General features: G+C 71.9%; 11 protein-coding genes and 1 riboswitch. Of the genes, 6 read left to right on the plus strand and 5 right to left on the minus strand.

Going from position 1 to position 14383, the window contains the following annotated elements; all coding sequences use genetic code 11:
* Positions 1-72: 72 nt before the first annotated feature.
* The 3 genes from AB0G35_RS20425 to AB0G35_RS20435 form a co-directional block, all read right to left on the minus strand.
* Positions 73-1017 carry a sucrase ferredoxin gene (locus tag AB0G35_RS20425; RefSeq protein WP_360951001.1) on the minus strand — a complete coding sequence of 315 codons (945 nt, stop codon included), beginning with the start codon at positions 1015-1017 and terminating at the stop codon, positions 73-75.
* Between the two features lie 23 nt (positions 1018-1040).
* Complete coding sequence (locus AB0G35_RS20430; protein ID WP_360951004.1) at positions 1041-1283, minus strand: hypothetical protein; 243 nt, start codon at positions 1281-1283, stop codon at positions 1041-1043.
* A 137-nt stretch (positions 1284-1420) separates the two neighbouring features.
* Entirely contained in the window at positions 1421-2668 is a 1248-nt protein-coding gene (locus AB0G35_RS20435) for a citrate synthase (protein WP_360951007.1), read from the minus strand.
* A 156-nt stretch (positions 2669-2824) separates the two neighbouring features.
* On the opposite strand from AB0G35_RS20435, the gene AB0G35_RS20440 reads away from it, so the two are divergent.
* Positions 2825-3994: a citrate synthase/methylcitrate synthase gene (locus tag AB0G35_RS20440; protein WP_360951010.1), complete on the plus strand. Its 1170-nt coding sequence runs from the start codon at positions 2825-2827 to the stop codon at positions 3992-3994.
* A 503-nt stretch (positions 3995-4497) separates the two neighbouring features.
* Positions 4498-5754, plus strand: coding sequence for a CobW family GTP-binding protein (locus AB0G35_RS20445; protein WP_360951098.1), 1257 nt, complete (start codon positions 4498-4500; stop codon positions 5752-5754).
* A gap of 302 nt (positions 5755-6056) precedes the next feature.
* Here AB0G35_RS20445 and AB0G35_RS20450 read toward each other — a convergent pair whose 3' ends face one another.
* Positions 6057-8504 carry a DNA topoisomerase IV subunit A gene (locus AB0G35_RS20450; protein WP_360951013.1) on the minus strand — a complete coding sequence of 816 codons (2448 nt, stop codon included), beginning with the start codon at positions 8502-8504 and terminating at the stop codon, positions 6057-6059.
* Between the two features lie 414 nt (positions 8505-8918).
* On the opposite strand from AB0G35_RS20450, the gene AB0G35_RS20455 reads away from it, so the two are divergent.
* From AB0G35_RS20455 to AB0G35_RS20470, 4 genes are all read left to right on the plus strand, one after another.
* Positions 8919-10256: a pitrilysin family protein gene (locus AB0G35_RS20455; protein ID WP_360951101.1), complete on the plus strand. Its 1338-nt coding sequence runs from the start codon at positions 8919-8921 to the stop codon at positions 10254-10256.
* A gap of 35 nt (positions 10257-10291) precedes the next feature.
* A complete protein-coding gene (locus AB0G35_RS20460; protein WP_360951104.1) occupies positions 10292-11674 on the plus strand; it encodes a pitrilysin family protein in 1383 nt (460 codons plus the stop codon).
* A 253-nt stretch (positions 11675-11927) separates the two neighbouring features.
* A riboswitch (cyclic di-AMP (ydaO/yuaA leader) is annotated at positions 11928-12083 on the plus strand.
* A 12-nt stretch (positions 12084-12095) separates the two neighbouring features.
* Positions 12096-12896 carry a M23 family metallopeptidase gene (locus tag AB0G35_RS20465; protein ID WP_360951016.1) on the plus strand — a complete coding sequence of 267 codons (801 nt, stop codon included), beginning with the start codon at positions 12096-12098 and terminating at the stop codon, positions 12894-12896.
* A 206-nt stretch (positions 12897-13102) separates the two neighbouring features.
* Positions 13103-13792 (plus strand): GntR family transcriptional regulator, encoded by a 690-nt coding sequence (locus AB0G35_RS20470; protein WP_360951019.1) that lies wholly within the window; start codon positions 13103-13105, stop codon positions 13790-13792.
* Positions 13793-14099: 307 nt separating this feature from the next.
* Here the strand turns inward: AB0G35_RS20470 and AB0G35_RS20475 are convergent, their stop codons facing one another.
* Entirely contained in the window at positions 14100-14381 is a 282-nt protein-coding gene (locus AB0G35_RS20475; protein WP_360951022.1) for an HPr family phosphocarrier protein, read from the minus strand.
* Between the last annotated feature and the right edge of the window lie 2 nt (positions 14382-14383).

Here is a 14383-nt window from a genome sequence, read left to right on the forward strand (position 1 = left end):
GTCGTCACGCTCCGTGACGACTCGTGGAATCCATGGTCGGCGAGTCCGTGGTGGATCGAGCCGTTGCAGGTCTCAGACCAGATCTGCGGCGGCGAGGGAGGTGACCGCCATCCGCGAGGGAGGAAGGAGGGGTGCTCCGCAACTGGCGGGCGCAGGAGCGCTGTCGGTGCGCTGTTCGACGGTCACCTGCCAGGTCCGGCCGTCGGTGTGCGCGACCGTGACGGCCCAGGCCGGTCCCGGGCCGTCGGCGGACGTGGCGGCGGGTGCGGGCTGCAGGAGCTCGACCCGTACGACGTCGAGGGCGTCCGCGCGGTCCTCATGGATCCGGGCGCGGACCGCGAGGTCGGCCGCCTGGGCGGGGCGGTCCCAGGCCGAACGGCCACGGCAGTGGTCGAGGGCGATCCGTCCGCTGCGCGCCGCCTCCACGGCGGACTTGACCAGATGCGCCGAGGCCCGGCCGTAGGCGTAACCGTAAGGAAGGAGAAAAAGGGTGGGAGAGAAGCGATGGCCGCCCAGGTGGGTGACCTCCCAGGTGTCGATTCCGATGGCGGCGAGTTCGGCGGCCAGCGGTCGTCCGAGCAGGGCGCAGCAGCGGTCCCGTTTGCCGTTGGTGCAGACGAGGGCCAGCGGGTCGCCGGAATGCGGTTCCCAGATGTCGTGGTGTTCGCCCGCGCCGAGGGCGGCGAAGTCCAGTCCGAGGGCGGCGCCGGGATCGGTGACGGTGGTCGTGCGGACCCAGGAGCGCCCCGGTGCGGTGTGCGCGAGGAAGAGCCGGCGGCGGGAGACGCCGTGGCAGTCGGCGTGGCGGCCCGGCCGCCGGATCAGGGCGATGCGTACGCCGGTCCCGTCCGCCGCGTCGTCCAGCGCTCGGCCGAGTGCCGGGTCGAGGTGGCTGTCCGTGAGCGCCTTGGCTCCCCAGGGGCCGGCCTGCTCGATGAGCAGCCAAGTGCGGGCGGTGGCCGAGGTCCCGGCGAGCGGTTCGGCCGCGTTACGGGACGCGGTTGCGCAGGTACTCACGAAGGCGAGCCTAACCTCATGGTTCAGACATCCTGCACGCCGGGCCGCTCGCCTGCTTGCGCGGGAGGACGGGAGAAGTGCCGTAGCGCCACGGCGGCAACGGCAACGGCAACGGCAATGGCCGTGGCGATGGCTATGGCAATGGCGGCGTCGGAGCGCTCATGGATCTGCACCGCGGGAAAACGCTCATGGACCTGCACCGCGGGAATGCGTGGGCCCTCGCTCCCCGACGCGGTCTGAACGCCCGACCGTTCAGGCCCGCTCACGGTGGATGCGTAAGACGGCTCGGGTGCGCTCGGGGGAGGCGCGGGAGACGGCTCCGGCGCGTTCGGGGAAGAGATATGAGACGGCTCGGGTGGCTCGGGCCCGCTCTTGGCAGATGTGCACGACGGCTTGGGCCCGCTTAGGGGAGCGGCTGCGGGGGGCGTGGGCCGTGGTACTGGCCGCTGGGGCGCATACGGAGCGGGCGTTCGTCGAATTCCTCCAGAGCGTGCGCGATCCAGCCGGCGGTGCGGGCGAGGGCGAAGACCGTTTCACCCGCCTCGGGCGGCATGCCCGCCGCGACGGTCAGCACGGCGAGTGCCAGGTCGACGTTGGCGTGCAGCTCCGTGTGGCGGGCGGCAGTGGCGACGACCTCGCGTGCGGCCTGCAGGGCGGGTGCGGCCTGCGGTACGTCCGCCAGCAGCCGGAAGAGGACGCCGGCGCGCGGGTCCTCGCCCGGGTAGAGGCGGTGGCCGAGGCCCGGTACCCGTCGCCCGGCCCGCAGGTGATCGGCCACAACGGCGGCCGCGCTGCCCCGGTCCAGGACCTCCAGCAGCGTCCGGTGCGCCATCCCGCTCGCGGCGCCGTGCAGCGGGCCGTCCAGCGCCCCGAGTCCCGCCGAGACGATCGCGTACGGATGGGCGCGGGCGGAGGCCGCGACCCGGACCGCGAGCGTGGAAGCGGCGAGGTCGTGGTCGATGAGCAGGACCAGCGCGGCGTCCAGGACGCGCAGCAATGCGGGGTCGGCCGGCTCCGCGGTCAGCCGGCACCAGAGCCGTGGCCCGAGCGGTCCGGTGGCGGGGGGTTCTTCACCGAGCGCCGGGAGGGCGTCGACGAGGGTCGGGATGAGGCTGCGGGCGGTGCCGAGGACGGCGTCCTCGGAGAGGTCGAACCGCAGAGGATCGGCGGCCGCGGCGGCGATCACCGCGACCCGCAGCCGGTCCATCGGTCCGCTGTGCGGCGGCAGCGCCCGTACGGCACGGCGGGCCGCGGTCCGGGCGTCCTGCGGGGCGGTGAAGCGGATGCCGCGGCGCAGGACGCCGGTCCACAGCCACTCCGCGACCTCCTCGTAGCTGTAGTGGGCGGCGAGCTCCGCGGTGTCCACGCCGCGGAAGTAGCAGTGGTCACGGTCGATCAGGGTGATGCCGGTGCGGATCGCCAACTCGGCGCCGGCGGAAGTGGGTTCGCGGCGGCCGCTGCGGCGGGCCAGCGCGTCGACCTCCTTCGGGTCGAAGGTGCTGCCGCGGCTGCCCGGTTCCCGGTGGCTGGTCAGCTGACCGCGGCTGACGTACGCATAGACCGTCTCGGGCTTCACGCCGAGCCGGTCGGCCGCCTCCCGCGTGCTCAGCCGTCGCTCGCGGGTGTCCTGTGCCGTGTCCTGATCCGCCATGGGATCACCGTATCCAGCGCGTCCGCAACCGGACCCGTCCATGTCCAGGCCCCTCCTGCATTGACCTCTGTATTGATTCAATCAATATTGACGAGTATTGAGTCAAGCATAGATAGTCGGATCAATATTTGGGGAGGAAGAACGAGGAGATCCGCCATGCCGATCGCCGAGGCGAACGCACCCATCGAGGCACCCCGCGGGCTCGCGGGCGTCATCGTCACCGAGACCCGACTCGGCGACGTCCGGGGGCGCGAGGGCTTCTACCACTACCGCCAGTACTCCGCCGTCGAGCTGGCCCGGACCCGCACGTTCGAGGACGTCTGGTACCTGATGTTCCACGGCACGCTGCCCGACGCGGCCCAACTGGCAGCCTTCAAGGCCGAGACCGCCGCGCTGCGCCCGCTGCCCGCGGCCGTACGCGAAGCACTGCCCGCCCTGGCCCGGGCCGGTGCGCTTGCGGGCCCGCTCGCCGGGCTGCGCACCGCGCTCTCGCTGTTCGGCGCGAGCGCCGGTTTCCGGCCGCTGTACGACATCGACGCCGACCGCCGGCGGGCCGACGCGCTCGCCGCCGTCGCCGCCGTACCGACCCTGCTCACCGCGCTGCACCGGCTCGGCCAGGGACAGCAGCCCGTGGAGCCACGGCCCGATTTGGGTCACGCCGCCAACTACCTCTACATGCTCACCGGCGAGGAACCTGATCCGCGCCGGGTCCGGGCGATAGAGGCCTATCTGATCTCCACGATCGACCACGGCTTCAACGCTTCGACGTTCACCGCCCGCGTCATCACCTCCACCGGTGCCGATCTCGCGGCCTGTCTCGTCGGAGCCGTCGGAGCGCTTTCCGGTCCTTTGCACGGCGGAGCGCCGAGCCGGGCGCTGGACACGCTCGACGCCATCGGCACACCGGACCGGATAGACGCCTGGATCCGCGAACGGGTCCTGCGCGGCGAACGGATCATGGGGTTCGGTCATCCCGTGTACCGCACGGAGGACCCGCGCTCACGGATGCTGCGCGGGATCGCCGAGGAGTTCGGCGGGCCGCTGGTGGAGTTCGCCGTCCAGGTGGAGGCGCGCACCGAGGCGCTGCTGGCCGAGCTCAAGCCGGGCCGCGAGCTGCACATCAATGTGGAGTTCTACGCGGGCGTCGTCATGGAGCTGTGCGGACTGCCGCGCGAGATGTTCACGCCGACCTTCTGCGCGGCCAGGGTCGTCGGCTGGAGCGCCAACGTGTTGGAGCAGGCGGAGGATTCGAAGATCATCCGCCCGGCAGCCCGGTACGTCGGCCCGCCCCCGCCACAGCCGCTGCCGGAGGTGGTGCCCGGGTAGCCACCACCACGAAGTCGGCGCACCAGCCTGGCAGCGGGCCGTGGCGCGGGATCTGGGAAGCGGGTCGCGGTATCGGACCTGGGAAGCGGGTCGCGGTATCGGGCCTGGCACCAGGCCTTGGCGCGGGTCACGGTTTCGGGCGCCGAGCCACGTTCCGGGCGCCGGGCACTGGTGCCGGGCCCGGTCCTGGTGCCGGACCGGCGTTGGCCCCGGTGCGGCCCGCCGCCCCTGGAGACGGGCCAGGCACCCCACCGTGGCGCGCAGGCTCAGGCCCTGACCGGCCTCGGCCCCGGTGCCGGCCCGGCACTGGCCGCGGCTTTGGCACGAGCTGAGGCTTTGGCCCCGGCACCGGGATCAGCTCCCGCTGCCGTACCGGCCTCAGCTCCCGCTGCCCTCCCGGCCCCCGGCGCTCGGCCCATACCGCGAATCGGTGGTCCGTTACGATCGACTGCTCGTCCGCCGCCGGGCCGCGCGGCCCGCCACCCGCACCATGGAGGCGCCTTCTGGCCACGCAACAGATCCCGGTCGTCGTGCTCGCGGGGTTCCTCGGTTCGGGCAAGACGACCCTGCTCAACCACTTGCTCCGGGCCGGCGACGGGACCCGTATCGGCGCGATCGTCAATGACTTCGGCAGCATCGAGATCGACGCGATGACCGTCGCCGGACAGGTCGACTCGATGGTGTCGCTCGGCAACGGCTGTCTGTGCTGTGCGGTCGACACCAGCGAACTGGACACGTATCTGGAGCGGCTGGCCCGTCCCTCCGCCCGTATCGACGTGATCGTCATCGAGGCGAGCGGGCTGGCCGAGCCGCAGGAACTCATCCGGATGATCCTGGCCAGCGACAACGACCGGATCGTCTACGGCGGGCTGATCGAGGTCGTGGACGCCGCCGAGTTCGAGTCCACCCGGGCCCGCCATCCCGAGCTGGACCGGCACGTCGGCATCGCCGACATCGTGGTGCTCAACAAGGCCGACCGGATCGACGACGCGGCGCGCCGGGCGCTCCGGGACGCCCTCGCGGAGCTGGCGCCCGGCCGGCCGGTGCTCTGTACGGCGTACGGTCGGGTCGACCCCGAGCTGTTCTTCGACCGTGGGCCGGGGGAGGACCTCGATGCGGCCGTGCGCCAGTTGTCCTTCGAGGACCTGCTGCGCGAGGCCGCGGCCAACGACGAGCACCCTCAGAACCACCGCGAGCCCGCGTACGGCGAGACAGGCCGCCTCAATCAGAACGACCCCAACGACCGCTCCGCGAACGGTCACTGCGACCATCACGACTGCGACCACGATGACTGCGACCACCGCGACTGCGACCACCACGACGGTGGTCCACAGTGCGCCCATGACCACGACGACTGTGGTCCACACTGCGCCCACGACCACGCCGGGCACCTGCACGCCGACTACCAGAGCGTGGAGTTCAGCTCGGTGGAGCCGATGCACCCGCGGCGGCTCATGGACTTCCTGGACAGCCGGCCGGCCGGCCTCTACCGCATCAAGGGGTTCGTCCACTTCGACGTCCCGGAGAACCGGCAGAAGTTCACCGTGCACGCCGTCGGCGACTTCCTGCGCTTCTACCCCGAGCCCTGGCCGAAGGGCGAGGAGCGGAGCACCCAGCTCGTCCTCATCGGCAGCGGTATCGACGCCCCGGCGCTCCGCAAGGAGCTGGACGACTGCCGGGAGGCCGGGCCGTCACAGGCCGATGAGAACAGCATGTGGGGCGTGCTGCGGTACGTGGCGTCCCGCGAGGAAGACGAGTAGGGAGACGAGCAGGAGGACGAGTAGGGAGGCAGGTGGGGAGACGGGTGGGGAGAGAGGTAGGGGGCGAATACGGGGGGCGGGGTAGTGGAGACGCGTAACGCCGTCGAACCGGCTCTCACCGGCCCGACGGCATTGCTCGTCCCGTCACCCGGGAGCGTCCACTGCCCCGTACCTGCCCGGCATCTTCCCCGTACCTGCCCGGCACCTTCCCGGTACCTGCCCGGCACCCGACGGCCTCCGCCGCTTTCCCGGCGTCCCGCCCCGCCCCGCCCCGCCCCGTCAGCGGCGGCGGTGAGGCCGGCTCACACCGGTCCCGCCAGTGCCGCCACCCGCTTCGTCAGTCCCACGCCCGAGCCGTCCCGGCGCGGGTCCGGCTCCGGCAGCGGCACCGGGGCGCCCTTGGCGTCCGCCGCCCGCACCGGCGCCGGTCCGGCCCACGCCTGGATCAGGCAGTCCTCGCCCTTCAGGAAGCGCTGGCAGCGCACGCCGCCGGTCGCCCGGCCCTTGCGCGGGTACTGGTCGAACGGGGTGATCTTGGCCGTGGCGACCGAGTCGTCCAGGGTGCCGTGCGAACCGGCGACGGTGAAGACCATGGCGTCGGCCGCCGGGTCGACCGCCGAGAACGAGATCACCTTCCCGCCCTCGCCCAGCTTGATGCCGGCCATACCGCCCGCGGGCCGGCCCTGCGGCCGTACCTGCGACGCCGGATAGCGCAGCAGCTGCGCCTCGTTGGTGATGAAGACCAGGTCTTCCTCACCGGTGCGCAGTTCGGCCGCGCCCACGATGCGGTCGCCCTCCTTGAGGGTGATGACCTCCAACTCCTCCTTGTTGGCGGGGTAGTCGGGCACCACCCGCTTGACCACGCCTTGTTCCGTACCGAGCGCCAGGCCCGGCGAGGACTCGTCCAGGGTGGTGAGGCAGACCAGCTCCTCACCGTCCTGGAGCGTCAGGAACTCCGAGAGCGGTGCGCCGCCCGCGAGGCTCGGCGCCGCCGCGGTCTCCGGGAGCTGCGGCAGATCGATCACCGAGAGCCGCAGCAGCCGGCCCAGGGACGTCACCACGCCCACCTCGCCGCGGGTCGTCGCCGGGACCGCCGAGACGATCACATCGTGCTTGACCCGCTTGGCGTCGACGTCGAACGGCACCTCGCCGGTGACCGTACGCGCCAGCAGGCCCGTCGAGGACAGCAGCACCCGGCACGGGTCGTCGGCGACCTCCAGCGGCACCGCGCCGACCGTGGAGCCCGCCGACTCCAGCAGGACCGTGCGCCGGTCCGTGCCGTACTTCTTGGCGACCGCGGCCAGCTCGCCGGAGACCAGCTTGCGCAGCTCGGCGTCCGACTCCAGGATCCGGGTCAGCTTCTCGATCTCCTCCTGCAGCCGGTCGCGTTCCGACTCCAGCTCGATCCGGTCGAACTTGGTCAGCCGGCGCAGCGGGGTGTCGAGGATGTACTGGGTCTGGACGTCGCTCAGCGAGAAGCGCTCGATCAGCCGCTCCTTGGCCTGCGCGCTGTTCTCGCTGGAGCGGATCAGGCGGATCACCTCGTCGATGTCCACCAGGGCCGTCAGCAGGCCCTCGACCAGGTGCAGCCGGTCGCGGCGCTTGCTCCGGCGGAACTCGCTGCGGCGGCGCACCACGTCGAAGCGGTGGTCGACGTAGACCTCCAGCAGCTCCTTCAGGCCCAGCGTCAGCGGCTGGCCGTCCACCAGGGCGACGTTGTTGATGCCGAAGGACTCCTCCATCGGCGTCAGCTTGTAGAGCTGCTCCAGGACGGCTTCGGGGTTGAAGCCGTTCTTGACCTCGATCACCAGGCGCAGGCCGTGTTCACGGTCGGTGAGGTCCTTGACGTCCGCGATGCCCTGGAGCTTCTTCGAGCCGACCAGGTCCTTGATCTTGGAGATGACCTTTTCCGGGCCGACCGTGAAGGGGAGTTCGGTGACGACCAGGCCCTTGCGGCGCGCGGTGACGTTCTCCACCGTGACCGTGGCGCGGATCTTGAACGTGCCGCGGCCCTTCTCGTACGCGTCCCGGATGCCGCTCAGGCCCACGATCCGGCCGCCGGTCGGCAGGTCCGGGCCCGGCACGAAGCGCATCAGGGTGTCGAGGTCGGCGTTCGGGTGCTTGATCAGATGGCGGGCCGCGGCGATGACCTCGCCCAGGTTGTGCGGCGGCATGTTCGTCGCCATACCGACGGCGATGCCGGAGGTGCCGTTGACGAGGAGGTTCGGATACGCGGCGGGGAGGACGGCCGGCTCCTGCTCCTGGCCGTCGTAGTTCGGCGCGAAGTCGACGGTGTCCTCGTCGATCGACTCGGTCATCAGGGACGTCGCGGACGCCATCCGGCATTCCGTGTACCGCATCGCGGCCGGCGGGTCGTCGTTGCCCAGCGAGCCGAAGTTGCCGTGGCCGTCGACCAGCGGCAGCCGCATCGAGAACGGCTGCGCCATGCGCACCAGCGCGTCGTAGATGGACGCGTCGCCGTGCGGGTGGAGCTTACCCATCACCTCACCGACGACCCGGGCGCACTTCACATAGCCGCGCTCGGGGCGCAGGCCCATCTCGTTCATCTGGTAGAGGATGCGGCGGTGCACCGGCTTGAGGCCGTCGCGGGCGTCCGGCAGGGCGCGCGAGTAGATGACCGAATACGCGTACTCGAGGAAGGAACCCTGCATCTCGTCGACGACGTCGATGTCGAGGATCCTCTCCTCGAAGTCGTCCGGCGGCGGGGTCTTCGTGCTGCGGCGGGCCATCGCGGCTGCGGCTCCTTCTGCTGCGTCTACTGCCGAGGTCGGGGACGGCGCCGGGGCGTCGTCGGTCAATCAGCCGGGTCGATCAGCTGGGGGATCAACCGGCGAGTATCTCTGAGTCTGACGCGGTCCATTGTGGACCGCCCCACTGACAACGCCGACCGCGACTCCCCCTTCCGCCCCTGCGGCGGCCCGGTGGCGGCTCCCACGGCGGCCCGGTGGTGGCGCCCACAAGGGCCCGGTGGCGCTCGCACGGCGGCCCCCATGACGGTCGTCCCGGCGCCCGGTCGCGGCCCCACGGCGGCACTGGGCACGCCCTCGTTCGGGGGCGGTCCTGCGGGAACTTCGCCAGATGCCGATGCGGTTGCATACAGTGACAGAACTTCCTCGCAAGCGATCGAAGGGACGTACATGCCCATGGGTCACACGGCCACAGAACAAGCCGGCTCCGGCGGCCTGACAGCGACCGAGCACCGGCTGGCCAACGGCCTGCGCGTGGTGCTCTCCGAAGACCACCTGACCCCGGTCGCAGCGGTCTGCCTGTGGTACGACGTCGGCTCCCGCCACGAGGTCAAGGGCCGTACGGGCCTGGCTCACCTCTTCGAGCACCTGATGTTCCAGGGCTCCGCGCAGGTGAAGGGGAACGGCCACTTCGAGCTGGTGCAGGGCGCCGGCGGTTCGCTCAACGGCACCACGAGCTTCGAGCGCACCAACTACTTCGAGACCATGCCCGCCCATGAGCTGGAGCTCGCGCTCTGGCTGGAGGCCGACCGCATGGGCTCGCTGCTGACCGCGCTCGACGAGGAGTCCCTGGAGAACCAGCGCGACGTCGTCAAGAACGAGCGCCGCCAGCGCTACGACAACGTCCCCTACGGCACGGCCTTCGAGAAGCTGACGGCCATGGCGTACCCGGAGGGCCACCCGTACCACCACACGCCCATCGGGTCGATGGCCGACCTGGACGCCGCCTCCCTGGAGGACGCGCGGGCCTTCTTCCGTACGTACTACGCGCCCAACAACGCCGTCCTGTCGGTCGTCGGCGACATCGACCCGGCCCGGACGCTGGCCTGGATCGAGAAGTACTTCGGCTCGATCCCCTCCCACGACGGCAAGCAGCCGCCCCGGGACGGCACGCTGCCCGACGTGGTCGGCACCGAGCTGCGTGAGGTCGTCGAGGAGGATGTGCCCTCGCGTGCCCTGATGGCGGCCTACCGCCTGCCGCACGACGGCACCCGTGAGGCGGACGCCGCCGACCTCGCGCTGACCGTCCTGGGCGGCGGCGAGTCCTCCCGCCTGTACAACCGGCTGGTGCGTCGCGACCGCAGCGCGGTGGCCGCCGGCTTCGGTCTGCTGCGGCTGGCCGGCGCGCCCTCCCTGGGCTGGCTGGACGTGAAGACGTCCGCCGGGGTGGAGGTGCCCGCCATCGAGCGCGCGGTCGACGAGGAACTGGCGCGGTTCGCCGCCGAGGGGCCCACCCCGGAGGAGATGGAGCGGGCGCAGGCCCAGCTGGAGCGCGAATGGCTGGACCGCCTGGCGACGGTCAGCGGTCGCGCCGACGAACTCTGCCGGTTCGCCGTCCTGTTCGGCGACCCGCAGCTCGCGCTGACCGCCGTGCAGCGGGTCCTGGACGTCACCCCCGAGGAGGTGCAGGCGGTCGCCAAGGCCCGGCTGCGCCCCGACAACCGCGCGGTGCTCGTCTACGAGCCCACCGAGCCGGCCGGCAACGCCGCCGAGGAAGGGGAGACGGAGCAGTGAGCGACGCCACCCGCCAGGATTCCCCAGGGAGCACCATGCAGTTCCACCCGCAGCCCCAGAGCGGCGCCCCCAAGCCGTGGGCCTTCCCGGCCCCCGAGCGCAGCCAACTGCCCAACGGCCTCACCCTCCTGACCAGCCACCGCCCCGGTCAGCAGGTCGTCGCGGTCGAGATCAACCTCGTCGCCCCTCTGGACGCCGAGCCCGAGGGCCTGGACGGCGTCGCCACGATCATGGCGCGCGCCCTGTCCGAGGGCACCGACAAATACGACGCGGAGGGCTTCGCCGCCGAGCTGGAGCGCTGCGGTGCCACGCTGGACGCACACGCCGACCACCCCGGCGTACGCGTCTCCCTGGAGGTCCCGGCCTCCCGGCTGACCCGCGCGCTCGGCCTGCTCGCCGACGCGCTGCGCGCCCCCGCCTTCCCGGAGAGCGAGATCGAGCGGCTGGTCCGCAACCGCCTCGACGAGATCCCGCACGAGCTCGCCAACCCGGCCCGGCGGGCGGCGATGGCGCTCTCCAAGGAGCTGTTCCCGGCCACCGCGCGGATCTCCCGCCCCCGTCAGGGCACCGAGGAGACCATCGCGCGGATCGACGCCGCGGCCGTGCGCGCCTTCTACGACGCCCACGTCCGGCCCGCCACGGCCACCGCCGTGATCGTCGGCGACTTCACCGGCGTCGACCTGGCCGCGGCGCTCGCGGACACCCTCGGCGCCTGGAGCGGTTCGACCGCCGAGCCGGTCAGGGCGACACCGATCGTCGCCGACGACACCGGCCGCGTGGTGATCGTGGACCGCCCCGGGGCCGTCCAGACGCAGCTGCTCATCGGCCGGATCGGCGCCGACCGGCACGACCGCGTGTGGCCGGCGCAGGTGCTCGGCACGTACTGCCTGGGCGGCACCCTCACCTCCCGCCTGGACCGCGTCCTGCGGGAGGAGAAGGGCTACACCTACGGCGTGCGGGCCTTCGGCCAGGTGCTGCGCTCCACGGCCCCCACGTCCCCCGAGGGCGCCACCGGCGCCGCGCTGCTCGCCATCAGCGGCTCGGTGGACACCGCCTCCACCGGGCCCGCGCTGGACGACCTGTGGAAGGTGCTGCGGACCCTCGCGGCAGAGGGGCTGACGGACGAGGAACGGGACGTCGCGGTGCAGAACCTCGTCGGGGTGGCGCCGCTCAAGTACGAGACCGCCGCGGCCGTCGCGGGCACCCTCGCCGACCAGGTGGAGCAGCAGCTCCCGGACGACTACCAGGCGCAGTTGTACCTCCGGCTCGCGGAGACCGGCACGGTCGAGGCGACCGCCGCCGCCGTCAACGCCTTCCCGGTGGACCGCCTGGTGACCATCCTGGTGGGCGACGCCGCGCAGATCACCGAGCCCGTCAAGGCGCTGGGCATCGGAGAGGTGACCGTCGTCAGCGGCTAGGTGGCGGACGGCGCATGACGAGGCGTCACGGCTGACCGGCTCCCGTGGTGTTCGCTCACCACGGGAGCCGTCGTATGTCCGGCACCGTCCGCGGGAATCCGCGGAATCCGCCGTATGTCCGTTTTGCAGGGGCTTGTTGGTTCCGGAACTTGTGGCATCCCGCACAAAATCGCGGTTCCGTTTGGCGCCGCAAAGTTGCCCCGATTAGCGTCGGTCCGGCTGTTCGTCACAACTCCGCCACAACAGTGGCACCGGACAGTCATCGCCGAGTCCCCGTACGGCGCGAGCCAGGGGAGCCGGGGACCCACACGTCCCTGGGGTGAATCGGGCGCCTCTCCGGAGGGGTCCGTAGGAGACCTTCCTGCTCCGAACCCGTCAGCTAACCCGGTAGGCGAGAGGGAAGGAAAGGACGAGCCAGCACATGGCGTTCACCCGTGCCACCGGGAAGCACCGCCGGGCCAGCCGCACCGCCCGGACGACCCGCAACCTCGCCGGCATAGCCACCCTGGCGACCTCCGGCGTCGTCGCCACCATGGCCTCGCCGGCGCTGGCCGCCACCGACGAGGCGCGCGCCCAGGACACCGGTCTCACCCAGGCCGTCGTGCTCGGCGACGAACTCGCCCACCGCCTGGAGGTCCAGGCCGACACCCAGCAGGCCGCCGCCGAGGCCGCCGCCATGAAGGCGAAGGCCGAGGCCGAGGCCAAGAAGCGGGTGGCGGAGGCCGAGCGGCACGCCGAGGCCGCCAGGAAGAAGGCCAAGGCCGAGCGCGAGGCCAAGGAGCGGGCCGCCCGGGACGCCGAGCGCAAGCGCCTGAACGCCTTCGTCGCCCCCATCGCCGGTTCCTACGTCTCCACCGGCTACAAGGCGTCCAGCAGCCTGTGGTCGTCCGGCAGCCACACCGGCATCGACTTCCACGCCGCCACCGGGACCTCCGTCCACGCGGTCGGCGCGGGCACCGTGGTCGAGGCCGGCTGGGGCGGTTCGTACGGCAACAACATCGTGATCAAGATGCACGACGGCACCTACACCCAGTACGGCCACCTGTCGTCCATCGGCGTCTCGGTCGGCCAGACCGTCACCCCCGGTCAGCAGATCGGCCTCTCCGGGGCCACCGGCAACGTCACCGGCCCGCATCTGCACTTCGAGGCCCGCACCAGCCCCGACTACGGCTCCGACATCGACCCCCTCGCCTACCTGCGCTCGCACGGCGTCAACGTCTGAGCCGGCGCCCGGCCGGCGTCCGACCGGCCCGCCGGCCGACCCGTCCCCGCGCCCCCGGCGCATGCCTCCGTGCGCTCCGCGCCCACTGGCCAAAAAATATCGCCGAATATGCAGAGTCCGTCGGAAAAGCCGTGCCGGTCGAATAGAGTCTCGGAAAAGCCGCCGACCGGCGGCGTTTTCCGGGGATTACGGCGGAGGCACGATCGATGCGAGGCCATATTTCCGCGCATGCGGTGTGCACGGCGATTCGCGAGGACATCGTCTCCGGCGCACTGGCGCCGGGGAGCCGGCTGATCGAGGAGATCCTGGCGGCGCGGTACGGCGTCTCCAGAGTGCCGGTCCGCGAAGCCCTGCGCACCCTGCAGTCGGAGGGCTTCGTCACCACCCGCCACCACGCCGGTGCGTGCGTCGCCGAGCCCACCGAGCAGGAGGCCGTCGACCTGCTCGACGTCCGCGCCCTGCTGGAGCCGTTGGGCGCGGCCCGCGCGGCCGCCCGGCGCACCCCCGCCCATCTGAAGGTGCTGCGCGGCCTGGTACGGCTCGGCCGCGAGCGGGCCCGCCACGGCAACCCCGCCGACCTGCGCCAACTCGACGGCTGGTTCCACGAGACGCTGGCCCAGGCGGCCGGCAGTCCCAGCCTGACCGCGCTGCTGACCCAACTGCGCCGCAAGATCGAGTGGATGTATGCGGTGGAGCCGCCGCCGCGGGCCGGCGAGGTGTGGGACGAGCACGGTGCGGTGCTGGACGCGGTGGCCCGTGGAGACGCGGAACGGGCCCGCGCCCTGATGGCGGCTCACATCGAGCGCTCGCGCCCGGTGTACCGGCTGCGGCGCCTCGCCGCACCCGAGGTGAGCGATCCGAAACAGCCCGTCAACACGGCGCGCGCCCGTTCTTAACACGCGGGCCGTATACAAAGGGGTGCGGAATTCCCGGGCGGCGTTTTCCGGCGCCGCGCTTGCCTTCCTGGCTGATTTCGGATTACGGCGGGTGGATATTCTCCGGTACACACGCATTCCGCCCCACGTATTTTCGCGTCCGCCGCCAAGTGTTCCCGCAATGAGAACGGCGCGGCGGAGGGCGCGCACTTGTGCGGGGAAGGGCTATGGCACTTCCCGGAACGCAAAGCGCAGCAGAACGGCCCCGCCGCGGCACCTTTTCAGGTCATCGCGGCGGGGTCGTCGTATGAGGGGCGTCCCGGTGGGCTCAGACGGTCTCGGGGAGCTCTTCGAGACCCTCGGAGACGAGCTTGGCCAGGCGGTCGAGCGCCTCCTCGGCGCCCTCGGCGTCCGAGGCCAGCACGATCTCCTCGCCGCCCTGGGCGCCCAGGCCCAGGACCGCGAGCATGGAGGCCGCGTTGACCGGGTTGCCATCGGCCTTGGCGATCGTCATCGGGACGCCGGCGGCGGTGGCCGCCCGGACGAAGATCGACGCGGGACGGGCGTGCAGGCCCTCGGCCCAACCGACATTGACGCGGCGCTCAGCCATGG

The organism is Streptomyces sp. NPDC021749, assembly GCF_040640655.1.
Classification (GTDB): Bacteria; Actinomycetota; Actinomycetes; order Streptomycetales; family Streptomycetaceae; genus Streptomyces.